The organism is Mesorhizobium sp. B2-1-3A, assembly GCF_006442655.1.
GTDB lineage: Bacteria > Pseudomonadota > Alphaproteobacteria > Rhizobiales > Rhizobiaceae > Mesorhizobium.
This window is the reverse complement of the sequence record NZ_VFWK01000004.1, coordinates 108,308-134,317: the sequence shown is the minus strand read 5'-3', so window position 1 is coordinate 134,317 and position 26,010 is coordinate 108,308. Positions and strand designations below refer to the sequence as shown.

Below are 26,010 nucleotides of genomic sequence, written 5' to 3'. Positions count from 1 at the left end.
GCCGGGTTGACCGGCGGCCCTTCTTGCGTTTCTTGGGCAGCCTACCCATCTGCGCCCGGACTATCAGGCCTTTTCCTGCCCGGAAAAACCGATTAGACAGCGCCCAAACAAGATGCGGACAGATTCCGCCCGCAAAGAAGGAAAAGCCCCGTTGTCCACCACGAATTCCACCACGTTCGACAAAGTCGCCAAGATCATTGCCGACACCAGCGAGATCGATATCGACACCATCACACCCGAGAGCCACACGATCGACGATCTCGGCATCGACAGCCTTGATTTCCTCGACATCGTCTTCGCCATCGACAAGGAATTCGGCATCAAGGTGCCGCTGGAAAAGTGGACCCAAGAAGTCAATGACGGCAAGGCGTCGACCGACGACTACTTCGTCATGAAGAACCTGTGCGCCAAGATCGACGCGCTGGTCGCCGCCAAGACCGCCTGACGTCAGTTGAGCGCGCGACCTTGACGCGCTCCGCCGCCTGACCCACAAAGCCGCCCATGAGCAGCCCCCGCGACGTCGTCATCACTGGTATCGGCCTTGTCTCCTCGCTGGGAGAAGGCCCTGACGCCCACTGGCAGAAGCTGGCGCAGCCGGGCCTGCAGCCGGTGCTCGAAGCCGCGCGCTTTGCGCCCTACACCGTCCATCCGCTGCCGGAGATCGACTGGAACCTGCAGATCGCCAAGCGAGGCGACCAGCGGCAGATGGAAACATGGCAGCGGCTCGGCACCTATGCCGCTGGGCTTGCGCTCGACGACGCCGGCATCAAAGGCAATGACGAGCTCAGCACGACCATGGACATGGTTGTGGCCGCCGGCGGCGGCGAGCGCGACGAGGCGGTCGATGCCGCCATTCTCGCCGCTTCGGAAAGCCGCAACGACCGCGACGTGCTGCTCAATGAGAAGCTGACCACCGAGTTGCGGCCGACCCTGTTTTTGGCGCAGCTTTCCAACCTGCTCGCCGGCAACATCTCCATCGTCCACAAGGTGACGGGCTCGTCGCGCACCTTCATGGGCGAGGAAGGTGCCGGGGTCGCCGCCGTCGAAACGGCCGCCGCGCGCATCCGCTCCGGCCAGTCGACGCACATCCTGGTCGGCGGCGCCTTCCAGACCGAACATTCCGACATGCTGCTCGGTTACGAGCTTGCCGGCTATCTGCATCGCGGCCCCTGGAAACCCGTGTGGCAAAGACAGGGCGCCGAGGGCGGCGGCATCGTCACCGGATCCGGCGGTGCCTTCCTTGTGCTGGAGCAGCGCGAACACGCGACAAGCCGCGGGCGCAAGATTTATGCTGAACTCGGCCCGGTCGTCTCAGGCCGCGCCAGGCGGCCACGCGGAGAGCTCGATGCCGAGATTGCCGCGCTGCTCGGCCAGGCGGCGCTGCCGAACGGCAAGCTGCTTGCCCTGTCGGGCGCCTCGGGCGCGCATGCCGCAACCACTGCCGAGAAGGCAGTACTCGATGCCAATCCCGGGATCGCCGCGCGCGGCTTCTCGACACTGACCGGACACATGAAGGAAGCACAGTTTCCCTTCGCCGTGGCGCTGGCGGCACTCGCCGTCGACCGCAAGGCCGCTTACCCTGTTTTCGATGCCGCGGCCGAGAAGCCGTTCGAAGGCATTCCCGCGAGCGTCCTTGCAACGGCGATCGGCTATCACCAATTCGAGGGCATGGCGCTGGTCAACGCCGGCTAACGCGGCGCTCCGCGATCCATGCTGCAACGATAAACGCTCGAGGGCTCCCGGATGGCCAATCTGAACGATCACATGGGCAGGCCAATCGTCGCCGTCACCGGCATCGGCGTGGTCACCTCGCTTGGCGTCGGCAAGACCGACAATTGGGCGGCGTTGACCTCCGGCAAGTCGGGCATCCACCCGATCACCCGCTTTCCCATCGACCAACTGAACACCCGCATCTCCGGCATGGTCGATTTCCTGCCGTCGAGTTCGAAAGGTGCCAGCCCGCTCACCTATGAGCTGGCCGAGCTTGCGGGCCTCGAAGCGGTGACCGAATCCGGTCTTGATTCCAGCGACTTCGGCGGACCGCTTTTCCTTGCATCGCCGCCGGTCGAACTCGACTGGGCCGAGCGCTTCTCGCTCTACAATTCCGACAAGGACAAGGATGACACCGCCGCCGAAAGACTGCTTCGGGTGGCGCGCAGCTTGAAAGAGCTGGATATTTTCGAGACCACCCAGTTCGGCTCGATCGCCGACCGCCTTGCCGACCGCCTTGGCACGCGCGGTCTGCCGATCACCCTGTCGACGGCTTGCGCTTCAGGCGCCACCGCGATCCAGCTCGGTGTCGAGGCGATCCGGCGCGGCGAATGCGACCGTGCGCTATCGATCGGCGCGGACGGTTCCGCCACCGCCGAGGCACTGATCCGCTTCTCATTGCTTTCGGCGCTCTCCACGCACAACGACATTCCCGAAAAGGCATCGAAGCCTTTCTCCAAGGATCGCGATGGCTTCGTATTGGCCGAGGGATCCGGGGCACTGGTGTTGGAATCGCTTGAGGCGGCATTGGCTCGCGGCGCGACCATTCTTGGCGTCCTCAGCGGTTGCGGCGAGAAGGCCGACGACTTCCACCGCACCCGCTCGAAGCCGGACGCTTCACCCGCCATCGCCGCGGTTCGCGCCGCCCTCGCCGATGCCGGCCTGAGTGAAGACGAGATCGACTATGTCAACGCCCACGGCACGTCGACTCCCGAGAACGACAAGATGGAACATCTGGCACTGTCGACCGTATTCGGCGAGCGCATAAGCTCCATGCCGGTTTCGTCCAACAAGTCGATGATCGGCCACACGCTGTCGGCGGCCGGAGCCGTCGAGGCGGCGTTCTCGCTGATGACGATGCGTGAAAGCGTCATCCCGCCGACCATCAACTACGACAATCCCGACCCGGCGATCGTCCTCGACGTGGTGCCGAACAAGAAGCGCAACGCCGAGGTTCGCAGTGTTTTGTCGAACTCCTTCGGCTTCGGCGGCCAGAACACTTGCCTTGTCATGGCGCGGGAACCGGTCTAAGCGAGCGCTTTCCGCCAATGCATGTCGCGCAAAAGTGACCTTGGTTCTGCGACAACGACATGCATAAAACCAAGAGCTGAAGCGCGACGCGCTTTAGAACAGAACCGACAGGCTTATGCGCGCACTGCAACTTATCGAGGACCGCCGTCTCGAAACGGTGGACCTGCCGCCCCCGCCGCCACCCGCACTTGGCGAAGTCACGCTGCGCATCAAGGCGGTGGCGCTGAACCACATCGACGTCTGGGGCTGGCGCGGCATGGCCTTCGCCAAGCGCAAGCTGCCACTGGTCGTCGGTGCTGAAGCCTCTGGCGAGGTCGAGGCGGTCGGCCCCGGCGTTTCCAGCCTGCTGCCCGGACAATTGGTGTCGATCTATGGCGCGCGCACCTGCGGCCTTTGTCGCGCCTGCCGCGAAGGCCGCGACAATCTGTGCGAACATGTTTCCGGCGTTCACGGTTTCCATCTCGACGGCTTCGCGCAGGAAAAGATCAACCTGCCCGCACGCCTGCTGGTCCCCGCCCCACCCGGCGTGACCGACATTGGCGCCGCGGTGGCGCCTGTCACCTTCGGCACTGTCGAGCATATGCTGTTCGACAATGCCAGGCTTCAGCCGGGTGAAACCATCCTCATCCATGCCGGCGGCTCTGGCATCGGCTCGGCCGCCATTCAGCTCGCCAAGCGGATGGGTTGCACCATCATCACCACGGTCGGCTCGAACGACAAGATCGACAAGGCCAAAGCGCTCGGCGCCGACCATGTCATCAACTATCGCGACGACCGCTTCGAAGGCGTCGTGCGCAAGCTGACGAAGAAGAAGGGTGTCGACGTCGTGTTCGAACATGTCGGCGCCGACACCTTTGCCGGCTCGATGCTGTGCCTGAAGCGCGGCGGCCGCCTGGTGACCTGCGGCTCAACCTCTGGCGTGTCGACGCAGATCAACCTGATGCAGCTGTTCCAGCAGCAACTGAAGCTGCTCGGATCTTTCGGCTGCCGCATGGAGAACATGGCCAACGCCATGCAGAAAATGGCGGCGGGACAGGTCGCACCGGTCATCGACACCGAGGTCGGATTCGACGATATCGACGCCGCGCTGAAGCGCATGGAAGGCCGCGACGTCTTCGGCAAGATCATCCTGCGCGTCGCCTAGGGCCTTGACCTCGGTGCTCAAGAAGTTTCGCCGCGACCTCAGATTTCGCTACGGCCGGCAGTTGCGCCAGGCCAACTACTGGCTGGTTGCGCGTGCGGCGATGATCATCCTTTCGGTGCTGCGCCTGCTGCCGGTCGACAGCGCATTGAATTTCGCCGACCGGGTCGCGCGCCTCATTGGCCCCAGGGTCGGACGCCATCAGGTCGCCATCGACAATCTGCGCAAGGCCTATCCGGAAAAGAGCGAGGACGAAATCCAGGCCATCGCCTCCGACATGTGGGGCAACATGGCCCGCCTCGCCGCCGAATACATCTTCCTCGACGCCCTGTTCGACTATGACCCTGCCGCCAGCAAGCCCGGCCGCGTCGAGGTCAAGGGAACAGAACATTTCGTCGAGATCGCCGCGGAGAAGCAGCCGCACATCGTCTTCACCGGCCATCTCGGCAATTTCGAACTGCTGCCGGTGGCGGCGGCAACTTTCGGCATGAACATCACGGCGCTGTTTCGCCCGCCCAACAATCCCTATCTTGCCGACTACATACTTTCGACCCGCCGCTCGACCATGGGATCGCTGCTGCCGTCGATGGCAGGAGCCTCGTTTGCCCTGGCGTCTGTGTTGGAAAACGGCGGCAATATCGGCGTCCTTGTCGACCAGAAATTCTCCAACGGTCTCGACACGACCTTCTTCGGCCGTCCCTGCCAGAGCAACCGTGTGCTCGGCACCCTTGCCCGCCACTATGACTGCGACGTCTATCCGGCGCGCTGCATCAGATTGCCAGGCAACCGTTTCCGGCTCGAGATCGAGGACAAGCTGGTCTTGCCGCGCACCGCTGACGGCAGCGTCGACGTCCACGCCACCACCCAGATGCTGAACGATGTGGTCGAGCGCTGGGTGCGCGAGGATCCCGGCCAGTGGATGTGGTTTCACAAAAGGTGGGAAATCAGCAACTGGCGGCGCAAGAAGCGGCCGAAGCCGGCTCCTGCCGCGAGCGCCTAGCCCAAGCTGCTGGCGAGAAAGCGACTCTACGCCAGCTATTGATGCGACCGGCGAATCCGGGACGTTTCAGTTCGTCACGACAATGCGCGTGTTGCCGAAGCCCACTTCCCGCACCATCGAATAGAAGGCCGCGGCATTGGCCGTGTGCAGCCGCACGCAGCCATGCGAGGCCGGACGGCCGAGTTGCCTGACAGCGCCCGTCCCATGGATGGCATAGCCACCATGGAAGAACACCGAATAAGGCATCGGCGACATGTCGTACTTGCGCGAATACCACATCTTGGCGGTTCGCTGCGGCCGATATGTGCCGCGCGGGGTGAAATAACCCGAGCGGGCGGTCGACACGGCCCAGCGATAGACCTCCGACCCGTACCGCACCGTCATCGTCTGCGACGACACGTCGATCTTCGCTTCCAACATCGCCGCGTAACTTGCGGACGGCGTACCCAACAGCGCGGTTGCCAACATCGCCGCTGCCACGAGAAAGAACTTCTTCATGCGATCAAACCCCTTTGATTGCCCCTTGCCTGCTTGCCATCACGTTGTTTTTCACCTTTTTAATGGCAGTGAACAGATAGCACACACTCCTTGATCAATTCCCCAATCCAAAGCAGCGAATTTGAACGATTTCCCGCGATAGTTGCCGCAACGACACGTCGCGCAGGCTTGATGCCTGGCGGGCTTGCAATGCAACACCGATCGCTGCTCAACTCTCCCGATGAACGAGAGACTCCTGCAAGCAATCGATGACAGGCGCGACGATGTCGTCGCGCTGACCGCCGACCTCATCCGTTTTCCGACCATCAACCCACCGGGCGAAGCCTACCGGCCATGCGCCGAATATCTTGGCGCGCGGCTGAGGAAGCGTGGTTTTGAAACCGAATTCATCCGCGCCGAAGGCGCGCCGGGCGACACCGACCGCTACCCACGCGTCAATGTCGTGGCCCGTTTCGACGGCCGATCGCCCGGTGCCTGCGTCCACTTCAACTCGCATATCGACGTCGTCGAGGCTGGCGACGGCTGGACCGTCGATCCGTTTGCCGGCATCGTCAAGGACGGCAAGGTCTATGGACGTGGCGCCTGCGACATGAAGGGCGGCCTGGCCGCGTCGATCATCGCGGTCGAAGCCTTCATGGACGTCTATCCCGATTTTCCCGGCGCCATCGAAATATCCGGCACGGTCGACGAGGAATCCGGCGGCTTCGGCGGCGTCGCCCATCTGGCCGGCCTCGGCTATTTCTCCAAGCCCAAGGTCGACCACGTCATCATCCCCGAACCGTTGAACAAGGACCGCATCTGCCTTGGCCACCGCGGCGTCTGGTGGGCGGAGATCGAGACCAAGGGCGAGATCGCGCATGGCTCGATGCCGTTTCTCGGCGACAATGCGGTGCGCCATATGGGCGCAGTGCTCAAGGCTTTCGAGGATGAACTGTTCCCGGCGCTCGACCGCAAGGTGACGCGCATGCCGGTCGTGCCCGAAGGCGCCAGGCGCTCGACCATGAACATCAATTCCATCCACGGCGGCCAGACCGAGGATTTCCGGCCCGGCCTACCCTCGCCCAACGTGCCCGATTCCTGCCGGCTGACCATCGACCGCCGCTTCCTGCTTGAGGAAGATCTGGCGACGGTCAAGGGTGAGGTGACCGGCATCCTCGAGCGGCTGAAGCGCGAGCGCAAAAAATTCGATTACGAGATCCGCGACCTGATGGAAGTACTGCCGTTGATGACCGAGCGCGAAGCGCCGGTGGTCAAGGCCGTGGCGCAAGGCATTCATGCGATCTTCGACCGCGAACCCGACTACGTCATCTCGCCCGGCACGTACGACCAGAAGCACATTGCCCGCATCGGCCATATCTACGACTGCATCGCCTATGGACCGGGCATTCTCGACCTCGCCCACCGGCCGGACGAGTGGGTCGGCATAGAGGACATGGTGGAATCGGCCAAGGTGATGGCGATCGGGCTCAACGTGCTGCTGCGCGGCACAATCGGATGATCGGCCTGCGGCGCAAAAACATTTCTCCTGCCGCGGCGCGACAGCACGAAACGCAATTTACTCCCGCGCGAAATCACGCTTCTATCCCTAATGCATCTCGCCCAAAAGTGACCTCGGTTTTGGGAGAACGACATGCATAAAAACAAGGACCTAAAGCGCGTCGCATGGATCCGTTTCAACGCGACGCGCTTTAGGCTTGAGCATTTGAGCACATGGGGAGTTCAGCGATGAAACTGTGGAAGACCCTTCTGGCCGCTGCCGTGCTGGCGGTCGCAACCGCCACTTCGGCGTTTGCCGCCCGGACCGATCTTGTCATCGGCATTCCGCTTGAACCCCCGCATCTCGACCCGACGGCGGGAGCGGCCGCGGCTATCAGGGAGGTCACCTACGCCAACGTGTTCGAGGGCCTGACCCGGATCGGCCCCAATGGCGAGGTTCTGCCGGATCTCGCCGAAAGCTGGACCATTTCCGATGACGGCAAGGTCTACACCTTCAAGCTGCACACCGGCGTGAAATTCCACGACGGCGCCGATTTCAGCGCCGACGACGTGAAGTTCTCGCTCGACCGTGCCCGCGCGGAAAACTCCGTCAACGCGCAAAAGCAGCTCTTTGCCGCCATCGACAAGGTCGACGTGGTCGACCCCGCCACCGTAAAGGTGACGCTCACCCACCCGCAAGGCTCGTTCCTCTACAATATGGGCTGGGGCGATGCGGTGATCGTGTCGTCGAAATCCGCCGACACCAACAAGGAAAAGCCCGTTGGCACCGGCCCCTTCAAATTCCAAAGCTGGGCCAAGGGCTCATCGATCACCCTGGTGAAATCGGATCATTACTGGGGCACTCCTGCTTTCCTCGAAAAGGTCGAATTCCGCATCGTTCCCGATGCCGCGGCCGCGGTGCCGGCTCTGCTTTCCGGCGACATACAGGCTTTCCCCTTCTTCGATCCCGACAGCGTCGCGCAGGTCAAGGATGATCCCCGCTTCAAGGTTGTTGTCGGCGCGACCGAAGGCGAGACCATCCTATCCATCAACAACAAGAAGCCACCCTTCGACAAGCTGCAGGTCAGGCAGGCTATCTCCTACGCGCTCGATCGCAAGGCAATCATCGACGGCGCCTCGGCCGGGCTCGGCCTGCCAATCGGCTCGCATATGTCGCCGGCTAACAAATATTATGTCGACCTGACCGGCCGCTATCCGCACGACGTGGCCAAGGCCAAGGAACTCCTCAAGGAGGCGGGACTGGAGAACGGCTTCAAGGCCACGTTGAAGCTGCCGCCGACGACCTATGCGCGGCTCGGCGGCGAGATCATCGCCTCGCAGCTGCGCGATGTCGGCATCAACCTGGAAATTATCCCCGTCGAGTGGGCGCAGTGGCTGGACCAGGTGTTCACCAAGAAGGACTACGACCTGACCATCGTCTCCCATACCGAGCCGAACGACATCGATATCTACGCGCGCAAGGACTACTACTTCAATTACGACAACCCCGCCTTCAACAAGGTCATTGCCGATCTGGAACTGACCTCCGACGAAGCCAAGCGCAAGGAATTGTATGCGCAAGCGCAAAAGATCCTGGCCGACGACGCCGTGGTGGGCTTCCTCTACGAACTGCCCAAGGTCGGGGTCTGGGACGCCAAGCTGCAAGGCTTGTGGGAAAACGCCCCGATCCCCGCCAACGATCTGACCAAGGTGAAGTGGAGCGAGTGAGGCTCTTCTCGGTTTCGTCATCCTAGGGCGAAGCAGGCGCGCAGCGGCTGCGTAGACCCTAGGATCCATTCCGTGACTTACGAGCGCCCCCCCGGGGCGCAGAATCTGGGAGACGCAGCAGTGGAGACAGAAGGAGGCGCTGGTTTTGAACCGTCGCGCTCTTTGATCTCTGTCACAGCATGGATCCTGGGGTCTTCGCGACGTCGCTTCGCTCCTGCTTCGCCCCAGGATGACGACGCTACTGTCGTCCGGCGCCTCCCATGACTGCCTACCTCCTCAAGCGCCTGGCCATCTCGCTCGCCACGCTGGTGCTGGCCTCCATCGTGGTGTTCGCCGTGCTCGAAATCCTGCCGGGCGATCCGGCGCGGCTTATGCTGGGCATGAACGCAAGTGCCGACCAGGTCGAGCTCTTGCGCAACCAGATGGGTCTCAACGCGCCGCTGGCCTGGCGTTACCTTCACTGGGCCGGCGGCCTGCTCAGCCTCGATTTCGGCCGCTCCTACACCTATTCGGTGCCGGTCATCGACCTCGTGCGCGAACGCCTGGCCGTTTCCCTGCCTCTGGCGCTGATCGCGCTCGCGCTCTCCACCCTCATCGCCATTCCGGTCGGCCTGTTTTCCGCCAGTCGGCGCGGCCGCGCCGGTGACACGATTTCCATGGGCGCGGCACAGCTTGGCGTCGCCGTGCCCAATTTCTGGTTCGCGCTGATGCTGATCTATGTCTTCGCCGTCTGGTTGCGGCTGGTGCCGGCAGGCGGGTTTCCCGGCTGGGGAGCCGGCGCATGGCAAGCCTTGAAATCTCTGCTTCTGCCGGCGGTCGCCCTTGCGCTGCCGCAAGCAGCGATCCTGGCGCGTGTCACCCGCTCGGCCCTGATCGAGGTGCTGAACGAGGACTACATCCGCACCGCCCGCGCCAAGGGCCTGCCCTATCGCGCCGTGCTGTGGCGGCATGCGCTGCGCAACGCCATGATCCCGGTGCTGACCATCCTCGGCTTGCAATTCGCCTTCCTGCTTGCCGGCACGATCATCATCGAGAACGTCTTCTATTTGCCCGGCCTCGGCCGGCTGGTGTTCCAGGCGATCACGCAGCGCGATTTGATCGTCGTCGAAAGCGTCGTCATGCTGCTGGTCGCCGCGGTCATTGCCGTCAACCTCGTTGTCGACCTTTCCTACGCGGTCGTCGATCCGCGCCTGAGAGGCCTGCAATGACCTTGCACCTCGATATCCCCGAGGAGACATTCAGCTCCATTCTGGCCAAGGCGTTCCGAAACACGGCTTTCGTCACCGGCTTCGTCATCACCGTGCTGATCCTGGCGATGGCTATAGTCTCCTATGTCTGGACGCCGTACGACGTGACGAAGCTGATCATTGCGGACAAGACGCAAGGACCTTCGCCGGCGCACTGGTTCGGCACCGACCATTTCGGCCGCGATATCCTGTCGATGATCATGGTCGGCGCCCGCAATTCGATCGCCGTGGCGCTGGTCGCGGTCGGCATCGGCATGGGTATCGGCGTGCCGCTCGGCGCCTTTGCCGCGGCACGCGGCGGCTTGGTCGACGAGGCGCTGATGCGCGTCAACGACCTGGCCTTCGCCTTCCCCGCGCTGCTGTCGGCCATCATGATCACCGCCATCTTCGGGCCGGGCGCGGTCAACGCCATCATCGCCATCGGCATCTTCAACATCCCGGTCTTTGCCCGCGTCGCCCGCGCCGGCGCGCTGGCGATCTGGCCGCGCGAATTCATTCTTGCCGCGCGCGCAGCGGGCAAGAGCAGCACGCAGATCACCGTCGAACATGTGCTGCCCAACATCGCCACGCTGCTGCTGGTCCAGGGCACCATCCAGTTCGCGCTGGGTATCCTGGCCGAGGCCGGGCTTTCCTATCTCGGTCTCGGCGCGCAGCCGCCAATGCCGAGTTGGGGCCGCATGCTGTTCGACGCCCAGACCCGCATGGTGGTGGCCCCCTGGATGGCGATCTTCCCCGGCATGGCGATCGTCATCACCGTGCTTGGGCTCAATCTTCTGGGCGACGGCATCGCCGATATTCTCGACCCGAAATCGCGGCGGCAGCGATGAGCCTGCTGGAGATCGAGAACCTGTCGTTGTCCATCGGCGACACGCGGATCCTGAAAGGCATGGAGCTTTCCGTCGCGCCCGGCGAGGTCATGGGGCTGGTTGGCGAATCCGGCTCAGGAAAATCGATGACCGCGCTGACGATGATGCGGCTTCTTCCCCATGCAGCGCGCGCCACCGGGCGCGTCTCGTTCGACGGCATAGATATCCTGGCGGCAAGCGAGGACCAGATGTGCGCCCTGCGCGGCGACGACATCGGCATGGTTTTCCAGGAGCCGATGACGGCGCTGAACCCGGTCAAGACCATCGGCGAACAGGTAGCCGAGGGCATACGCTGGCACACCAAGGCGACGCGCGCGCAAGCCGAGGAGCGGGCGCGAAAAATGCTCGACCGGGTCGGCCTGCCCTCGGCAAAATTCCCGATGTCGCGCTATCCGCATGAACTGTCCGGCGGCCAGCGCCAGCGCGTCGTCATCGCCATTGCTTGCGCGCTGAAACCGAAACTGCTGATAGCCGATGAGCCGACGACGGCGCTCGACGTCGTGCTGCAGGCGCAGATCCTGGACCTTCTGCGTGACCTCGTCGCGGAGAGCCGCATGGGCCTGCTGCTGATCTCGCATGACCTCGCCGTGGTGACCGAGATGGCCGACCGCATCACCATCCTGCGCCGCGGCGAGGTGATGGAGGCCGGAGATACCGCGCGCACGCTGTCCGAACAACTCCACCCCTATACGCGCCAGCTGGCGCAAGCCTCGATGCATGTGCCGGCACGCGCCAGACGACATGACGCTAGCCAGGGCAAGCCCCTGCTCCAGGTCGAAGGTGTAACCCGCGACTATCGCGGCCGCCGCGCCTCGCTGTTTAGCCGCACGCCTGACATCCGCGCCGTCGACGACGTATCGCTGTCGATGACGCCAGGCCAGTCGGTGGCGCTGGTCGGCCGCTCCGGTTGTGGCAAGTCGACGCTCGCGCGCATGATCCTGGCGCTGGACCGGCCGAGTTCAGGCATGATCCGGTTTCGCGGCGAAGCGATCACCGGCAAGAGCGAAGCCGAGTTGAAGCCGGCCCGGCGTGACATGCAGGTTGTCTTCCAGGATCCTTACGGCTCCTTCGACCCGCGCCAGAAGGTCGAAAAACTGGTCTCGGAACCCTTGCATGTGCTGGAGAAAAAACCAACGCGCGCCGAGCGCCGCGAGATGGTGGCGCATGCGCTGCACGAAGTCGGCCTCGACCAGCGCGACATGGAGAAGTACCCGCACGAGTTCTCCGGCGGCCAGCGCCAGCGCCTGTCGATTGCCCGAGCCATCATCACCCGCCCCAAGCTGGTCGTCGCCGACGAGCCGGTCTCGGCGCTCGACGTCTCGATCCGCGCCCAGATCCTCGATCTGTTCGCCGAGCTCAACCAGAAGCTCGGCATTGCCTACCTCTTCATCACCCATGACCTGACCGTCGCCCGCGCCATCACCGACGAGGTTCTGGTGATGCATGAAGGCAGGATCGTCGAGCGCGGCAAGACGAACAAGGTGCTGGACCATCCCCAATCAGAAGCGGCACGGGCGCTGGTCACCGCCGCGCCAGACCTGCACCGAGCGATCGCCCGGAAGATGCAAGAGCAAGGGTGAGCGGGATGACAGCCCCTATTCTTCCGGCTTCACCACATCGACCGGGCTGATGTCGAGCAGGTCGAGCGTGCGGCGCAAGAGGCGCACCTCGCTCTCGGCCAGTTGCGAATCCGCCTTGGCGATTTCCGCCATGTGCTGGGCCAGTTGCTTGCGCCGTTCGACGTCGAGGTCGCGAAACAGCGCGATCGCCTGCGAGCCGTTGGTCTCGTAGCCGAACTCGTTGAGATATTCGATGACGGCGTCGATGCTGGTTTCCTGGATGCCGAAGGCATCCTTGCAGATGCGCCGGAAGGCAACCATCTCGCTCTCGCTGACCGTCCCATCGGCCAGGATCATGCGGAAAAGCATCAGAAGTTCGGCCGACAGCACCGGATCGTCCGCGACCTTGCGCACGCCGGGGTCGCCGTCGAAGATCGAGCGTATCTGGTCCAGCAATGCGAATGCCATGGGCGGCCCCTTTCCGATTCCTCTTCAATAGAGTTAGCGCGGAATCGGTCTTGCGCAAACGGGGCTGTCGTGGTCGAACGCCCCGCTATCTCCAGTCTACCGGACATCTCCACATATCAGATGATCGACCTCACCACCCAGACTGTCGCCATGCTCGCCTTGGCCGCCTTTGCAGCGGGCTTTGTGGACTCGATTGCCGGTGGCGGCGGACTGATCACCATCCCCGCACTGCTGCTTGCCGGGTTCTCGCCGGTCGAAGCGCTTGGGACCAACAAGCTGCAAGGCATGTTCGGCTCCGGATCGGCGACGATCCACTATGCCTCCAGGGGTCATGTCGACCTGCGCCGACAATTGCCGTCGGCCCTGCTGGCGGCCGCTGGGGGTGTCGTTGGCGCCTTGCTGGCCACTATCGTTCCGGGCGACCTGTTGCGCGCCCTGTTGCCGCTGGTGCTGATCGCCATCGCACTCTATTTCGCGCTCAAGCCCAACATGAACGACGTCGACCGGGCCGAGCGCCTGTCGCCCTTCCTGTTCGGACTGACCCTGGTGCCGGCAATCGGCTTCTATGACGGCCTGTTCGGCCCCGGCGCTGGCTCTTTCTATATGCTCGCCTTCGTCGCCCTCGCCGGCTACGGCGTGCTCAAGGCGACGGCACATACGAAGCTGCTCAACTTCGCTTCCAATATCGGCGGCTTCATCGTCTTCGCCGCTGTCGGCGTCATCTCCTGGAAGATCGGGCTGATGATGGGCGTTGCCCAGTTCCTCGGCGCCCGCGTCGGTGCGAGCCTCGCCATGCGCATCGGCGCCAGACTGATCAAGCCGCTGCTGGTGGTCGTCTGCCTGGCTCTGGCGGTGAAACTGCTGGCCGACCCGGCCAATCCGCTGCGTGTCATGATTGGTGTGTGATCACGCGCCTGTTACTATGCCGCTGTTCGAATCATGTTGGAGGAGCCCGGACATGAATCTCAGCGCGCCTACCCAGATTGTTTTCATCATTTCTCTTGTCATTGCCATCATCGGCATTCTCGCCGCCCTTGGCGTTCTCGCCTTTATCCCGCTTGCATCGGTGTGGATCGTTCTGATTGCCTACATAGTGCTCGCCGCCGGCTGCCTGATGCGCGGCGCCTGACAAGTTCCCTTGAAGTGGGGACGCAGAGCGCCCGGCCAAAAGCCGGGCGCTTTTGATTCTGACCTTCGGTCTGCTAGATTTCCCGAGCAGAAGGATGGCCGATGCCAATCGAGATGCAGCGCCGGAAGGAACAGGACCGCTCCATCGCAGGGCGCTTCGAGATGCGCCGGCGCCTTCCCGATCCTGTGCTTGATGGTATCGTCACCGACATTTGCGGCTATCGCGAAACGGCGCCCGGCCATGTCCGTAATGTCGAATACGCTTCGCTCACAGTGCCTTTGGTGATCAGCTTCGCCGAACCCTTCGCCATCGGCCTCGGCAAGGCGCCCGGCGACAATGACCGCTTCGCCAGTTTCGCCGCCGGCCTCTTTGCCGGACCGGTGATGATCGAATCCTTCGGCACCGCCTGCTGCGTGCAGGTCAACTTCACGCCGCTTGGCGCACGCCGTTTCTTCCGCCTGCCGATGAGCGAACTGACCGACAGCATGGCCGTCCTCGACGACGTGCTGGGCGCCGAGGGCCTGGCGCTGCGCGAACGGCTCGGCAACGCGCCGGACTGGGCGTCGCGTTTCGATCTCGCAGAGGCTTTCGTCGCCGCCCGTCTTGCCAACGCCGCCGAAACTCCGCTCGAAATCGCCTGGGCCTATGACCGCATCATCACATCAGGCGGTCGGGCCCGCATTTCCTCCATTGCCGAAAAACTGGGCTGGAGCCGAAAGCATCTCGCCGGCAGCTTTTCGAATGCGATCGGCATCGGCCCAAAGACATTGTCGCGCATCGTCCGCTTCAACCGGGCGCTCGGCCTGTCGCGGCAGCAGACCGCCGATTGGGCCGATATCGCCGCCGATTGCGGCTATGCCGATCAGGCGCATCTGGTGCGCGAATTCAGGGACCTTGCCGGCGAGACGCCGACGGCACTTTCGGTCAGGTAACATTTCTTCAAGACGCGGGAACGGCCTTCACCCAGATTGATGCATGTCGCCCAAAAGTGCGTAGCGGTTTCGGGACGACGACATGCACAAGCAGGATTCATCGACCAACCCCATTGAAGGAGATCGACATGGCCACCAGCAACGAAGCCCCGCGCCTGTACCCTGCCCTGCGCTACAAGAACGCGGCGAAAATGATCGACTGGCTCTGCGAAGCCTTCGGCTTCAGCGTCCGCGCCCGCTATGGCGAAGGCGATGTCGTACACCATGCCGAACTGGTTTTCGGCGCCTCGATGATCATGCTGGGCAGCGCGCGCGACGACGACTATGGCAAGATGGTCGGCGAACCGGGCACAGGCGGTGGCAAATCGATCTATATCGCCGTCGACGATGCCGACGCCGCCTATGCGAGGGCGAAGACGGCCGGCGCAACGATCATCCAGGAACTGGTCGATCGCGACTATGGCAGCCGCGAATTCATCTGCCGCGATCCGGAAGGCGGCGTCTGGTCGTTCGGCACTTACTGGCCGAAGGCGGGGGATAAGGGCTGAGTCCTCCGCGGAAGCTCAAGGTTGGCGAAAGCACACCAACTTCGTCATCCACGGGCGAAGCAGGAGCGAAGCTCCGTCGCGGAGACCCGAGGATCCATTCCGTGACCTTAATCAAAGGCGCAGCGGAGCAGAATTCTGCACCGTTGCAACACCTTGATGTCCCGGCATGGATCCTATGGTCTGCGCCGCGTCGCTTCGCTCCTTGCTTCGCCATAGGATGACGATGCGAAGGGCGTCTTCGCCAACAACAGAAGCATGTGGTTCGCCAACCGACCCCTACCGAGCCAGGCCGAAAATCGCGTTACAGTCGAGATGGGTCTCCAATTCGGCCGCGACCTCGTCCAGCGCCCGTTCGACTTCGGCGCGGTAGTCGATGCCACCGCCCCTGATGCCGAGGCTTTCCAGGAATTTCCCGCGAAAGGCGTCGGCGCCAAACAGGCCATGCATATAGGTGCCGATCACCTTGCCATCGGCCGAGATCGCGCCATCGTCGACGCCATTGATGACAGCCGACGGCCGCAGCGTATCCGGGCCGGTGGTACGCCCGAGATGGATTTCGTAGCCATCGAGCGGCAGGTCGAACTGGACCGAGCGGGCGCTGACATTGCGCACCGTCTTCTCTGGCTCCATCACCGTTTCAATGTCGAGCAGGCCAAGCCCCTCGGCCTCGGTGACGCTGCCTTCGATTCCGTCGGGATCGCGCACCATACGCCCAAGCATCTGGAAGCCGCCGCAAATGCCGACAACATGGCCGCCGCGGTTGCGGTGCACGGCAAGATCCCGGTCCCAGCCGTTCTCGCGAAACTTCAGGAGATCGCCGATCGTCGACTTGGAGCCGGGAATGACCACCAGCCCGGCGTCCTCCGGCAACGGCTTCCCCGGCGGCACGAACACCACTTCGACCTGCGGTTCGGCCTTGAGCGGATCGAGGTCGTCGAAATTGGCGATGCGGCCAAGCATCGGCACCGCCACTTTCAACGCACGCCCCTCGCCGGACGCCAGCCGTTCCAGCACCACCGAATCCTCCGAAGGCAGCCGCGCCGCCGCCTTCAGCCACGGCACGACGCCAAAGCAGCGCCAGCCGGTGAAACTGTCGATTACCTTGATGCCGTCATCGAACAGCGAGACGTCGCCGCGGAACTTGTTGATGAGGTAGCCGACGATCATGCGCCGGTCCTCTTCCGGCAGGATCAGATGCGTGCCGGCGACCGAGGCGATGACACCGCCACGATCGATGTCGCCGACCAGCACCACCGGCACATCGGCACGCGTGGCAAAGCCCATATTGGCGATGTCGCGGCTTCTGAGGTTGATTTCGGCCGGCGAGCCGGCTCCCTCGACGATGATGAGATCAGCGCCCTCGCCGACCTTGGCCCAGGAGTCCAGAACCGCATCCATCAGCCGGCCCTTCAGCGCCTGGTAGTCGCGCGCCCGCGCCTCGCCGAACACTTTTCCCTGGACGATGACCTGCGCCCCGACATCGGTCTGCGGCTTGAGCAGCACCGGGTTCATGTGCACCGACGGCGCGACACCGCAAGCGATTGCCTGCAGCCATTGCGCGCGGCCGATCTCGCCGCCGCCATGGCTGTTGTCTCCGGGAATGTCGGCGACGGCGGCATTGTTCGACATGTTCTGCGGCTTGAACGGCCGCACCTTCAGGCCACGCTTTTTCGCGGCGCGGCACAGGCCGGCGACCAACACCGTCTTGCCGACATCCGAACCCGTCCCTTGCAGCATGATCGCCTTGGCCATCAGCTTCGGCCCTGCGCCGCGGTTCCGGTGATCGTGGATTTCTGCGCCAGCGGTCCGCCGCGCCAGATGTAGAGCGCCAGAAGCGGCTCGTTGCCGGTTCGCATGGCATGGTTGACATTGGAAGCGTGATGGACGACCTCGCCGGCCTCCCGCTTGTGAAAACCGCCCTCGCCCATGCGCCATTCCGTGCCGCCGGTCAGCGGGATGTAGATCTCCTCGGCGACGTGATGATGGTCTGGGTAGACGATTTCGGGTCCAAGGATCAGCAGGCCGGCCGCCACCTCATCATTGGCGAAATGACCGCGCGTGCCGAACAATTCCAGCCAGCCATAATTGTCGATGAAGGTCTTGCCGAAATCGGCCCCGGTGTAGGTCTGCCCCCAATGCAATTCGTTGCGTCGCTGCGCCAGCAATTGGACCAGCGGTTGCGCAGACATCGGTGCGAGGTCAGCCACGCGAGCGAGATGGCGCAGGCAACCGAGCGCATGCGACTCCAGCGCGCGGGCCGGCATATCCCAGCCGATGCGCACGACGGCGTCGCGCACCAGCGCGTCATCCACGGAAGCGAGATAGGCGTGGAACCGTCCCAGCAGCTCATCGAATTTTGTCGTCACATCTTGCTCCGGACATGCATTGGCGCACAGCCGCTCCGCAGGGGATCGGGTTGCGCGGCGGCATCATTGGTCTAGATTGGTGCGCGCGCAAAGCCAAAAACGACAGGCCAGCGGGCTAGCTGGCCAGCACATAGGGAGCACGCCATGGACGCCGCGGTCGATGCGAGCACCAGCCAGTTCGAACTCAACGAGGAACAGCGTGCCATCCAGGAGATGGCGCAGGCCTTCGCCGCCGATCGCGTCGCGCCGAATGCGCTCGACTGGGACCGCAGGAAATACTTCCCCGCCGACGTGATCCGCGAGACCGGGCCGCTCGGCCTCGGCGGCATCTATGTCAGGGACGATGTCGGCGGTTCGGCCCTCGGCCGCCTCGACGCCGTGCTGATCTTCGAGGCTCTGTCGCATGCCGACCCAGGCTTTTCGTCCTTCATCTCGATCCACAACATGGTGGCCTGGATGATCGACCGGTTCGGTAATGACGAGCAGCGCCAGCGCTTCCTGCCGAAGCTGACCTCGATGGAATGGCTGGCGAGCTACTGCCTGACCGAGCCGGGCTCCGGCTCGGATGCCGCGGCGTTGAAGACGCGCGCGGTCAAGAGTGGCGGCGACTATGTCCTCAACGGCGCCAAGCAGTTCATCTCGGGCGCCGGCGACAGCGATGTCTATGCCGTGATGGTGCGCACCGGCGCCGACGGGCCGAAAGGCATTTCCACGATCATCGTACCGAAAGATGCGCCCGGGCTCTCCTTCGGCGCGAATGAACACAAGATGGGCTGGCATATGCAGTCGACCCGCCAGGTCATCTTCGAGGACTGCAAGGTGCCGGCGGAGAACCTGTTGTCGGGCGAAGGCGCAGGCTTCGGCATCGCCATGGCCGGGCTCGATGGCGGCAGGCTGAACATCGCCGCCTGTTCGCTGGGCGGCGCGCAGTCGGCGCTCGACAAGGCGCTGTCCTATACCGCCGAGCGCAAGGCCTTCGGCTCGAAAATCAACCAGTTCCAGGCCCTGCAATTCAGGCTGGCCGACATGGAGACCGAGTTGCAGGCGTCGCGCATCTTCCTCTATGCCGCCGCCTCCAAGCTCGACCGCAAGACGCCCGATGCCGGCAAGTGGTCCGCCATGGCCAAGCGCTTCGTCACCGACACCGGCTTCAACGTCGCCAACAATGCGCTGCAGCTGCTCGGCGGCTACGGCTATCTGCACGACTACGGCATCGAGAAGCTGGTGCGCGACCTGCGTGTTCACCAGATCCTCGAAGGCACCAACGAGATCATGCGCGTCATCATCGCGCGGGCATTGATCGGCCGGTAGGCAGTAGGCAGTAGGCAGTAGGCAGTAGGCAGTAGGCAGTAGGCAGTAGGCAAAGAGATGACCGGCAAGATCAATTCATACAAGGATCTTATCGTGTGGCAGCAGGCGATGGATCTGGCTGTCGCCACCTACTCCTTGACCAAGACATGGCCGAAAGAGGAATTGTATGGGCTGACCAGCCAAATCCGCCGCTCTGCAACCTCTATCCCTGCCAACATCGCTGAGGGCTATGGCCGCGACAACAGAGGCTCCTATCAGCAATTTCTCAGGATCGCCCAAGGCTCGCTGAAGGAGTTCGAGACACACCTCCAGATCGCCGAACGCATTGGGCTTGCCACGCAAGATCAAGCCCATCAGATGCTGTTGGCGACCGAGGGGCTCGGAAAGATGCTTCGCCAACTCATTATCAAACTTGCCCCCGAATAGAATCCCTACTGCCTACTGCCTACTGCCTACTGCCTACTGCCTACTGCCTACTGCCTTACTCAATCACGGAGCGCCACTATGACCACAATCGCCTTCATCGGCCTCGGTAACATGGGCAATCCAATGGCCGCGAATCTGGTCAAGGCGGGGCATCAAGTGCACGGCTTCGACCTCATGCCCGAGAATCTGACGATCGCGCGCGACCATGGCATCGTCGTCATGGCCAACGCGCCGGCGGCTGTGAAGGATGCCGACGTTGTGATCACCATGCTGCCCGCCGGCAAGCACGTGCTGTCGGTCTACGAAGACATCGCGCCCAAGGCAAAGAAGGGCGCGCTGTTCATCGATTCCTCGACCATTGATGTCGAATCGGCGCGCAAGGCGCATGCGCTCGCTGCGAAACACGGCCTGCTCTCGATCGATGCGCCCGTCTCGGGCGGCACGGGAGGTGCCACGGCCGGCACGCTGACATTCATGGCCGGCGGCTCCAACGATGCCTTCGCCGCCGCCGAGCCGATCCTGAAGCCGATGGCCGGCCGTATTGTCCATTGCGGCGGCGATGGTGCCGGCCAGGCGGCGAAGATCTGCAACAACATGATCCTCGGCATTTCGATGATCGGCGTCGCCGAGGCCTTCGTGCTGGCGGAAAAACTCGGCCTGTCGCATCAGGCGCTGTTCGACGTCGCCTCGACATCTTCAGGCCAATGCTGGTCGCTGACCACCTATTGTCCGGTGCCCGGCCCCGTGCCGACCTCACCCGCCAACAGGGATTACAAACCGGGCTTTGCCGCGGCCCTCATGCTGAAAGACCTGAAATTGTCCCAGGAGGCAGCACTTGGCGCGGGAGCGGTGACCCCGCTTGGCGCCGAAGCGGCGCAACTCTACGCCCTGTTCAGCGCCCAGGGCCATGGCGGCGCCGATTTCTCCGGCATAATTAATTTTCTCAGGGGTAACCTAGCGTAAGCAACGGATTTGATGGACTTTTCCGGATTCCTCCGTCAGAAAAACCCCAAATTTAGATTTGCTTAAGCTCTCGATAACTCCGCGGTAACGATGTCGCTATAAAACTGATCGTGAGGCGGACATATCGCATCCGCCCGGCGCTCCGGATCAGGTCTCGCGTACCGGAGCCCGTAAGTTTCGCCAAGTGTTCGAGTAGCGAAGCGCCATGCGTATCTGGCAAAGCCGCGTTCCCGATGGAGCGCGGTTTTTGCATTTCTGCAGCGCTCAAGCCGGGCAGACGTCTATATTCCGATCGCCGCGTTCGGGATTGGCACGTGATCTTCGTTGGTCAGCACGATCGGCGCATCCACTCCATCAACCCTGACCACGAGCAGGCGCATGCTCCAAGTGCCGGCATTGCGAACCAGATGGGAAAACACGGTGCCTTTGCCCTTGGCGCCGTGGACGGGAATACTGAACTGCGCGTCGCCGGTCCCATTCGCGTTGACGTTGAGATGGCCGCCGACCCAGAACTTGTCGGTCACGTCGTCGCCAATGGCAGCCTTCACACGGGTGTCGGCGCGAATGGCATCCATGGTCATGTGGTAGGCGTCATTGCCCTTGAGCATGAAGGGGATGCTGCCGACCATGGTCGCACAACCGCCGATACTGACCACCCAGACGGCAAGGCCGGCGATCGCCCAGTTGCGCTGCGTTTTGCGGAACTGTTCCTCGTCGCGCCAGGCCCGGTTCTGCCACGCCCAGCGGCTGCCGCGTGCGCCAAGCACGATGATCACGATGAGGTTGACGACCGGGATCAGCGCCAGCAGCGCGATGAAAGTGCTGTTGCCGATACCCCAGATCCAGTTGAGGAAGAAGGCCCCCCAATTCCAGCGGTCGAGTTCGGCCGGGATTTCGGCGGGTTGGTTAAGCGGCTGTCCAGCCATGAGGTCCCCCTGATGCAAGCCGCCCCAGATCGGTTCTGGAATAACGGCACGCATAACGCGCTGCAGGCAAATCTGCCTCAGTGGGTTCTACATCACCATCCCGAAAACCGTAACCGGTCCCCTTCGGGCGACAATCCGTGGCTTCGGGGTCAAGTTTTCGACGAAAGGCGGCGAAAATTCGCCTTTACCGTGCGGCTGGCCGGCTTCAGCGCCGCGCTGACCGACCGTTCAGCGGCGACGCCATTGAACAGCGACGGTGTGCGGCCGGAAAGAACCTCCGGCCAGAACCGCGAAGCTGATTGCAGCAAGGACATCTGCGCCGCAAGCGTGCCTTCGGCCATGGCAACGGTCTTCTCGCTGACCGCCCTTGCCGTCTCCGTGCTCCAGGGCTCGCCGCTCCCGGCGTCCCTGGCCATCAAGGGCAGCCGCATCATCGCCACCAGCGGCGCCAGCATCAGATCCGCGCCGATGCTGGCCGCGTCTTGCACGCGTCGGCCCTTGCCGATTTTTCTCATGAAAACAATCCCTCATCGCGGTCCGATCGGCTGCCGCCTCACACACTACGCGCCAAGGACGAGATTCGTTCCCTACCATCGGAAGGTATCCCGAAACCGGGCATTCCCTTGAAGAAACGCCCGGTCGAGGTTCGCTCTTATCGTTTGCGCAGATCTGCCTGAGCCAGATCCAGCGCCTTGCCGATACGCTCGCAGGCCATGTCGATCGTGTCGCGGGTCCAGATCAGCGGCGGCGACAGGATCATCGTGTCACCGGTGGCGCGCAGCATCATGCCGTTGGCGATCGCATGGTCGCGCACCGTCACCGCGGCACTTCCCGACGGCAGGAACCGTTCCTTGGTCGCCTTGTCCTTGACGATCTCGATCGCGCCCATCAGGCCGATCGAACGCACCTCGCCGACGAGATCATGTCCGGCAATGCGCTCCTGCAGGGCCACGGCGAAATAAGGCCCGGTGTCGTTCCTGACGCGGTCGACAAGGCCTTCCTGCTCGATGATTTCAAGATTCTTCAAGGCTACGGCGCAAGCCACCGGATGACCGGAATAGGTGTAGCCGTGATTGAACTCGCCGCCCTTCTCGACCAGCGTCGATGCAATGCGGTCGCCGACCAGCAAGGCCGACAACGGCTGGTAACCTGACGTCAGCGCCTTGGCCGTGGTGATGGTGTCCGGTTCGATGCCAAGCGTCTGCGCCGCGAACCATTCACCCGTGCGGCCATAGCCGGTGATGACCTCGTCCAGCATCAGCAGAACATCATATTTGCGGCAGATGCGCTGCACTTCCGGCCAGTAGCTCGCCGGCGGAATCTTGACACCGCCCGCCCCCATCACCGGCTCGCCGATGAAGGCTGCTACCTTGTCGGCGCCGGCCTCGAGGATGGCGTCCTCGACCGACTTTGCCGCGCGCAGGCCGAAATCATGGTCGCTTTCGCCAGGCAGTGCCAGTTCATAGGCATAGGGCATCATCACATGGACGATGTTGGGCACGGCGCCGCCGAGCTGCTTGTGCATGGCATCCATGCCGCCGAGCGAGGTGCCGGCGATGGTCGAGCCATGATAGGCCATCTTGCGCGAGATGACGCGGTTCTTTTCCGGCTTGCCTTCCAGTACCCAGTAGTGGCGCACCAGGCGCAGCGCCGTGTCGTTGGCCTCCGAACCGGAGGAACCATAAAACACCTGGTTGACGTGCTTCGGCGCGATCTCGGCCAGCTTCTTGGACAACAGCACCGGCGTCGGCGTCGAGCATTTGAAGAAGGAATTGTAGTAGGGCAGTTCCTTCATCTGGGCGTAAGCGGCCTCGGCCAGTTCGTCACGGCCATAGCCGATGTTGACGCACCACAGCCCGGCCATGCCGTCGAGGATTTCGGCCCCTTCGGAATCGTAGATGAACGGGCCGTTGGCGTGGGTGATGATGCGCGAACCGGCTTCGCGCAGTTCCTTGTGGTCGGTGAAGGGGTGAAGATGATGCGCGGCGTCGATCTGCTGAAGCTGCTTCAGCGAATAATTCTGATAGGTCATGTCTGGATCTTTCCTCTGGATTCAGTCCGGCTGGCGCCGGGGCGAATGCATCAGAGGGCTGCGGGCGGTGAATAACCGATGCGGGCGCACAGCCGCAAAAGCTCGGCGCGCAGCGTGCGCGGTGACGGTGTCACCGCGACCCGCGATGCGCGAGCCTCAAATGCGCTAACCAAGGTCCTGACGAGAGCCATGCCGGCACCTTAGAGCAAAGGCTGGTCGAGGTGAACCACCCTTTGCTTGGCCATGAACGAATGATTCTAGGCCTTGGCGGTCAGCGCCCGCTGCAGGAAGACATACTTCATCGCCGTCTGCGCCGCCTGCGGCCGGCGGTCGCCACGCCCGCCATGTCCGCCTTCGGTTTCCTCGAAAAACAGCGTCCTGGCGTGGCCGGCCTCCTGCAGGCGAGCCGCCATCTTGCGCGCATGGCCGGGATGGACGCGGTCATCGGCGGTCGAGGTCGTCAGCAGCACCGGCGGATAGGCGGGATTGGCCCTGACGTGCTGGTAGGGCGAATAGGCGGACAGCCACTTGGCGTCTTCCGGCTTCGACGGATCGCCATATTCGGCCATCCACGAGGCGCCGGGCGGCAGTTCGGTGTAACGCAGCATGTCGAGCAGCGGCACCTCGATGATGGCGGCGCCGAACAGTTCCGGGTGCTGCGTCAGCGAAACGCCGGTCAGCAGGCCGCCATTCGAGCCGCCCTGGATGCCGAGCGAGCTTGCTGTCGCGATGCCGCGCTTCACGACGTCCTCAGCCACCGCGGCGAAATCGTCAAAACCGTTCTGGCGATTGCCTTTCAGCGCCGCCTGATGCCAGGCCGGCCCGAACTCGCCGCCGCCGCGGATGCAGGCCTGCACATAGGCGTTGCCCTTCTCCAGCCACAGCCTGCCGCGCACGCCGGCATAGCCGGGCAAGAGCGGCACTTCGAAGCCGCCATAGCCATAGAGCAGCGTCGGCACCGAACCCTTCTGGTCGCGCCGCCTGACGACGAAATACGGGATCATCGTGCCGTCCTTCGAGCGCGCCTCGAACTGCTCCGAGATCAGCGGCGCGGCATCGAACCGCGCCGGCTGCGACTTCACCGTGGCCAGCGTCTCGCCATCGTCATCCGACCAGATGATCGAACTCGGCGTCAGGAAATCCGTGAAGGAGAACGATACGCTCGACCCGAAGTGCTCTGCATGGCTGATGCCGACAGTGCCGTTTTCGGGCAAAGCCACCGGTCTCATGGACCAGGCGCCCTCCTTGCGTTCGCAGACAAGAACCTTGCCACGGACATTGTCCATCAGGCTGATGAACAGCCGGTCCTGGGTCCTGGCGAGCCCGGCGATGGACACGCGATGCGCCGGCGCCAACAGGGTTTCAATGGCCCCAAAACCGCCGGTTTCGATCCAGTGGGCGAAATCGAGCGAATAGAGCCCGTCCGGCTGGCACACCGTGCCGTCAGGCGCCGTCCACGGCGTGCGCACGCCGAACACCAGTTGATCCTTGAAAAGCGATGTATCGGTGGCGTCGTCGGGCAGCGGAATGCGCCTGTTTTCACCGGACGGCAGATGCAGGAAACTGTGCGACGCGAAGAAATTGATCGCCCGCGCCAGAAACACGTGACGCTTGTCGCCGTCGAACTCGACGCCGGCGCCGGCGGCGAGATCCTCGGTCTTTGCCTCGAAGATCGGCGTCGCCTTTTCCAGCGTCGTGCCACGCTTCCAGAGCTTGATCACGCGCGGGTAGCCGGACTCGGTCTTGTCGGCCTCCTCGAAGGCCGCCGAGACAATGACCGTGTCCTTGTCCAGCCAGCCGAAGCTCGACTTCGAGGCCGGAGCCCGGAATCCACCCTCGATAAACGACTTGGTTTCGATGTCGAACTCACGCATCTCGCTGGCATCGCCGCCATCGGGCGACATCGACAGCAGGCAGCGGCTGAAATCCGGATAGAGCCGGCTGGCGCCGCTGAACACCCATTTTATCCCCTCCTTCGCCGCAAGCTGGTCGAAGTCGATGATTGTTTCCCAGACCGGCTTCTCGGTCTTGTAGGAAGCGACCGTCGTGCGCCGCCACAGGCCGAGCGCATTGGTCTTGTCCTGCCAGAAATTATAGACATGGCCGGCGATTGCCGCGCCGACCGCGATATTGTCCTCGGCCGTCATCAGGTCGAGCGCCGTCTCGAACGACGCCTGGTAGGACGGATCGCTCTGCAATTCGCCAACCGTGATCTCGTTCTGGCGGTGCACCCAGTCCAGCGACTGTTTGCTGGTCCTGTCTTCCAGCCAGAGGAAGGGATCTGCGGCTTCTGGCTTGGCGATGGGCTTGGTCATGGAATCTCCGATAGGCAGTGCTTCGGCATGCAACATCGACATGCCTTGTCCGATATTC

Annotated in this window: 25 protein-coding genes; 17 read left to right on the top strand and 8 right to left on the bottom strand. The window is 63.1% G+C overall.

Going from position 1 to position 26,010, the window contains the following annotated elements:
- Window positions 1–151: 151 nt before the first annotated feature.
- The 5 genes from FJ977_RS16330 (at window position 152) to FJ977_RS16310 (ending at window position 5,162) form a co-directional block, all read left to right on the top strand.
- The gene (locus FJ977_RS16330; RefSeq protein WP_027029416.1) at window positions 152–445 is read left to right on the top strand and encodes an acyl carrier protein; all 294 of its coding nucleotides are present in this window, start codon (window positions 152–154) and stop codon (window positions 443–445) included.
- A 56-nt stretch (window positions 446–501) separates the two neighbouring features.
- Window positions 502–1,692, top strand: coding sequence for a beta-ketoacyl-ACP synthase (locus tag FJ977_RS16325; RefSeq protein ID WP_140773052.1), 1,191 nt, complete (start codon window positions 502–504; stop codon window positions 1,690–1,692).
- 51 nt (window positions 1,693–1,743) lie between these two features.
- Complete coding sequence (locus FJ977_RS16320; protein WP_140773050.1) at window positions 1,744–3,021, top strand: beta-ketoacyl-ACP synthase; 1,278 nt, start codon at window positions 1,744–1,746, stop codon at window positions 3,019–3,021.
- Window positions 3,022–3,136: 115 nt separating this feature from the next.
- Entirely contained in the window at window positions 3,137–4,165 is a 1,029-nt protein-coding gene (locus FJ977_RS16315; protein ID WP_140773048.1) for a zinc-binding dehydrogenase, read from the top strand.
- A gap of 13 nt (window positions 4,166–4,178) precedes the next feature.
- The gene (locus FJ977_RS16310; RefSeq protein ID WP_181179889.1) at window positions 4,179–5,162 is read left to right on the top strand and encodes a lipid A biosynthesis lauroyl acyltransferase; all 984 of its coding nucleotides are present in this window, start codon (window positions 4,179–4,181) and stop codon (window positions 5,160–5,162) included.
- A gap of 66 nt (window positions 5,163–5,228) precedes the next feature.
- On the opposite strand, the gene FJ977_RS16305 is transcribed toward FJ977_RS16310, so the two are convergent.
- Window positions 5,229–5,660 carry a L,D-transpeptidase gene (locus FJ977_RS16305; RefSeq protein WP_140773044.1) on the bottom strand — a complete coding sequence of 144 codons (432 nt, stop codon included), beginning with the start codon at window positions 5,658–5,660 and terminating at the stop codon, window positions 5,229–5,231.
- Between the two features lie 220 nt (window positions 5,661–5,880).
- Between FJ977_RS16305 and FJ977_RS16300 the strand changes: the two genes are divergently transcribed.
- From FJ977_RS16300 to FJ977_RS16280, 5 genes are all read left to right on the top strand, one after another.
- Window positions 5,881–7,158 (top strand): acetylornithine deacetylase/succinyl-diaminopimelate desuccinylase family protein, encoded by a 1,278-nt coding sequence (locus FJ977_RS16300; RefSeq protein ID WP_140773042.1) that lies wholly within the window; start codon window positions 5,881–5,883, stop codon window positions 7,156–7,158.
- A gap of 227 nt (window positions 7,159–7,385) precedes the next feature.
- Window positions 7,386–8,864, top strand: a complete 1,479-nt coding sequence (locus FJ977_RS16295; protein WP_140773040.1) for an ABC transporter substrate-binding protein — start codon at window positions 7,386–7,388, stop codon at window positions 8,862–8,864.
- A gap of 260 nt (window positions 8,865–9,124) precedes the next feature.
- The gene (locus FJ977_RS16290) at window positions 9,125–10,072 is read left to right on the top strand and encodes an ABC transporter permease (protein WP_140773038.1); all 948 of its coding nucleotides are present in this window, start codon (window positions 9,125–9,127) and stop codon (window positions 10,070–10,072) included.
- Window positions 10,069–10,938 (top strand): ABC transporter permease, encoded by an 870-nt coding sequence (locus tag FJ977_RS16285; RefSeq protein WP_140773036.1) that lies wholly within the window; start codon window positions 10,069–10,071, stop codon window positions 10,936–10,938. Before FJ977_RS16290 ends, FJ977_RS16285 begins: the two co-directional genes overlap by 4 nt.
- Window positions 10,935–12,557, top strand: a complete 1,623-nt coding sequence (locus FJ977_RS16280; protein ID WP_140773034.1) for a dipeptide ABC transporter ATP-binding protein — start codon at window positions 10,935–10,937, stop codon at window positions 12,555–12,557. Before FJ977_RS16285 ends, FJ977_RS16280 begins: the two co-directional genes overlap by 4 nt.
- A 15-nt stretch (window positions 12,558–12,572) precedes the next feature.
- Here the strand turns inward: FJ977_RS16280 and FJ977_RS16275 are convergent, their stop codons facing one another.
- Window positions 12,573–13,004 (bottom strand): TerB family tellurite resistance protein, encoded by a 432-nt coding sequence (locus FJ977_RS16275; RefSeq protein WP_027046940.1) that lies wholly within the window; start codon window positions 13,002–13,004, stop codon window positions 12,573–12,575.
- 120 nt (window positions 13,005–13,124) lie between these two features.
- On the opposite strand from FJ977_RS16275, the gene FJ977_RS16270 reads away from it, so the two are divergent.
- From FJ977_RS16270 to FJ977_RS16255, 4 genes are all read left to right on the top strand, one after another.
- The gene (locus FJ977_RS16270; protein ID WP_140773926.1) at window positions 13,125–13,910 is read left to right on the top strand and encodes a TSUP family transporter; all 786 of its coding nucleotides are present in this window, start codon (window positions 13,125–13,127) and stop codon (window positions 13,908–13,910) included.
- Window positions 13,911–13,962: 52 nt separating this feature from the next.
- Window positions 13,963–14,133, top strand: a complete 171-nt coding sequence (locus FJ977_RS16265; protein WP_080511798.1) for a hypothetical protein — start codon at window positions 13,963–13,965, stop codon at window positions 14,131–14,133.
- 101 nt (window positions 14,134–14,234) lie between these two features.
- A complete protein-coding gene (locus tag FJ977_RS16260) occupies window positions 14,235–15,065 on the top strand; it encodes an AraC family transcriptional regulator (protein ID WP_140773032.1) in 831 nt (276 codons plus the stop codon).
- A gap of 128 nt (window positions 15,066–15,193) precedes the next feature.
- Window positions 15,194–15,613 carry a VOC family protein gene (locus tag FJ977_RS16255; RefSeq protein WP_140773030.1) on the top strand — a complete coding sequence of 140 codons (420 nt, stop codon included), beginning with the start codon at window positions 15,194–15,196 and terminating at the stop codon, window positions 15,611–15,613.
- 276 nt (window positions 15,614–15,889) lie between these two features.
- Here the strand turns inward: FJ977_RS16255 and FJ977_RS16250 are convergent, their stop codons facing one another.
- Both FJ977_RS16250 and FJ977_RS16245 read right to left on the bottom strand, forming a co-directional pair.
- The gene (locus FJ977_RS16250; protein WP_140773028.1) at window positions 15,890–17,365 is read right to left on the bottom strand and encodes a cobyric acid synthase; all 1,476 of its coding nucleotides are present in this window, start codon (window positions 17,363–17,365) and stop codon (window positions 15,890–15,892) included.
- Complete coding sequence (locus FJ977_RS16245) at window positions 17,365–17,979, bottom strand: dimethylsulfonioproprionate lyase family protein (RefSeq protein ID WP_140773026.1); 615 nt, start codon at window positions 17,977–17,979, stop codon at window positions 17,365–17,367. Before FJ977_RS16245 ends, FJ977_RS16250 begins: the two co-directional genes overlap by 1 nt.
- Window positions 17,980–18,123: 144 nt before the next feature.
- Between FJ977_RS16245 and FJ977_RS16240 the strand changes: the two genes are divergently transcribed.
- From FJ977_RS16240 to mmsB, 3 genes are all read left to right on the top strand, one after another.
- On the top strand, window positions 18,124–19,290 hold the full coding sequence (locus FJ977_RS16240) for an isobutyryl-CoA dehydrogenase (RefSeq protein ID WP_140773024.1): 1,167 nt from the start codon (window positions 18,124–18,126) through the stop codon (window positions 19,288–19,290).
- A gap of 57 nt (window positions 19,291–19,347) precedes the next feature.
- Window positions 19,348–19,716, top strand: a complete 369-nt coding sequence (locus tag FJ977_RS16230) for a four helix bundle protein (RefSeq protein ID WP_140773020.1) — start codon at window positions 19,348–19,350, stop codon at window positions 19,714–19,716.
- Between the two features lie 78 nt (window positions 19,717–19,794).
- Window positions 19,795–20,679, top strand: a complete 885-nt coding sequence (mmsB, locus tag FJ977_RS16225) for a 3-hydroxyisobutyrate dehydrogenase (RefSeq protein ID WP_140773018.1) — start codon at window positions 19,795–19,797, stop codon at window positions 20,677–20,679.
- 281 nt (window positions 20,680–20,960) lie between these two features.
- Here mmsB and FJ977_RS16220 read toward each other — a convergent pair whose 3' ends face one another.
- The 4 genes from FJ977_RS16220 to FJ977_RS16200 all read right to left on the bottom strand — a co-directional run bounded on the left by FJ977_RS16220 (window position 20,961) and on the right by FJ977_RS16200 (window position 25,952).
- On the bottom strand, window positions 20,961–21,605 hold the full coding sequence (locus FJ977_RS16220; RefSeq protein WP_140773016.1) for a cytochrome c oxidase assembly factor Coa1 family protein: 645 nt from the start codon (window positions 21,603–21,605) through the stop codon (window positions 20,961–20,963).
- 149 nt (window positions 21,606–21,754) lie between these two features.
- The gene (locus FJ977_RS16215; RefSeq protein WP_140773014.1) at window positions 21,755–22,120 is read right to left on the bottom strand and encodes a hypothetical protein; all 366 of its coding nucleotides are present in this window, start codon (window positions 22,118–22,120) and stop codon (window positions 21,755–21,757) included.
- Between the two features lie 137 nt (window positions 22,121–22,257).
- Window positions 22,258–23,637 (bottom strand): aspartate aminotransferase family protein, encoded by a 1,380-nt coding sequence (locus FJ977_RS16210; RefSeq protein ID WP_140773013.1) that lies wholly within the window; start codon window positions 23,635–23,637, stop codon window positions 22,258–22,260.
- Window positions 23,638–23,894: 257 nt separating this feature from the next.
- On the bottom strand, window positions 23,895–25,952 hold the full coding sequence (locus tag FJ977_RS16200) for a prolyl oligopeptidase family protein (RefSeq protein WP_140773009.1): 2,058 nt from the start codon (window positions 25,950–25,952) through the stop codon (window positions 23,895–23,897).
- Window positions 25,953–26,010: the final 58 nt, after the last annotated feature.

Coding starts and splice junctions, on each gene's coding strand:
- FJ977_RS16325 (WP_140773052.1), top strand. CDS start 502: ATGAGCAGCCCCCGCGACGTCGTCATCACTGGTATCGGCCTTGTCTCC.
- FJ977_RS16270 (WP_140773926.1), top strand. CDS start 13,125: ATGATCGACCTCACCACCCAGACTGTCGCCATGCTCGCCTTGGCCGCC.
- FJ977_RS16260 (WP_140773032.1), top strand. CDS start 14,235: ATGCCAATCGAGATGCAGCGCCGGAAGGAACAGGACCGCTCCATCGCA.
- FJ977_RS16250 (WP_140773028.1), bottom strand. CDS start 17,365: ATGGCCAAGGCGATCATGCTGCAAGGGACGGGTTCGGATGTCGGCAAG.
- FJ977_RS16320 (WP_140773050.1), top strand. CDS start 1,744: ATGGCCAATCTGAACGATCACATGGGCAGGCCAATCGTCGCCGTCACC.
- FJ977_RS16210 (WP_140773013.1), bottom strand. CDS start 23,637: ATGACCTATCAGAATTATTCGCTGAAGCAGCTTCAGCAGATCGACGCC.
- FJ977_RS16280 (WP_140773034.1), top strand. CDS start 10,935: ATGAGCCTGCTGGAGATCGAGAACCTGTCGTTGTCCATCGGCGACACG.
- FJ977_RS16315 (WP_140773048.1), top strand. CDS start 3,137: ATGCGCGCACTGCAACTTATCGAGGACCGCCGTCTCGAAACGGTGGAC.
- FJ977_RS16220 (WP_140773016.1), bottom strand. CDS start 21,605: ATGGCTGGACAGCCGCTTAACCAACCCGCCGAAATCCCGGCCGAACTC.
- FJ977_RS16275 (WP_027046940.1), bottom strand. CDS start 13,004: ATGGCATTCGCATTGCTGGACCAGATACGCTCGATCTTCGACGGCGAC.
- FJ977_RS16215 (WP_140773014.1), bottom strand. CDS start 22,120: ATGAGAAAAATCGGCAAGGGCCGACGCGTGCAAGACGCGGCCAGCATC.
- FJ977_RS16255 (WP_140773030.1), top strand. CDS start 15,194: ATGGCCACCAGCAACGAAGCCCCGCGCCTGTACCCTGCCCTGCGCTAC.
- FJ977_RS16295 (WP_140773040.1), top strand. CDS start 7,386: ATGAAACTGTGGAAGACCCTTCTGGCCGCTGCCGTGCTGGCGGTCGCA.
- FJ977_RS16200 (WP_140773009.1), bottom strand. CDS start 25,952: ATGACCAAGCCCATCGCCAAGCCAGAAGCCGCAGATCCCTTCCTCTGG.
- FJ977_RS16240 (WP_140773024.1), top strand. CDS start 18,124: ATGGACGCCGCGGTCGATGCGAGCACCAGCCAGTTCGAACTCAACGAG.
- mmsB (WP_140773018.1), top strand. CDS start 19,795: ATGACCACAATCGCCTTCATCGGCCTCGGTAACATGGGCAATCCAATG.
- FJ977_RS16265 (WP_080511798.1), top strand. CDS start 13,963: ATGAATCTCAGCGCGCCTACCCAGATTGTTTTCATCATTTCTCTTGTC.
- FJ977_RS16300 (WP_140773042.1), top strand. CDS start 5,881: ATGAACGAGAGACTCCTGCAAGCAATCGATGACAGGCGCGACGATGTC.
- FJ977_RS16285 (WP_140773036.1), top strand. CDS start 10,069: ATGACCTTGCACCTCGATATCCCCGAGGAGACATTCAGCTCCATTCTG.
- FJ977_RS16290 (WP_140773038.1), top strand. CDS start 9,125: ATGACTGCCTACCTCCTCAAGCGCCTGGCCATCTCGCTCGCCACGCTG.
- FJ977_RS16305 (WP_140773044.1), bottom strand. CDS start 5,660: ATGAAGAAGTTCTTTCTCGTGGCAGCGGCGATGTTGGCAACCGCGCTG.
- FJ977_RS16230 (WP_140773020.1), top strand. CDS start 19,348: ATGACCGGCAAGATCAATTCATACAAGGATCTTATCGTGTGGCAGCAG.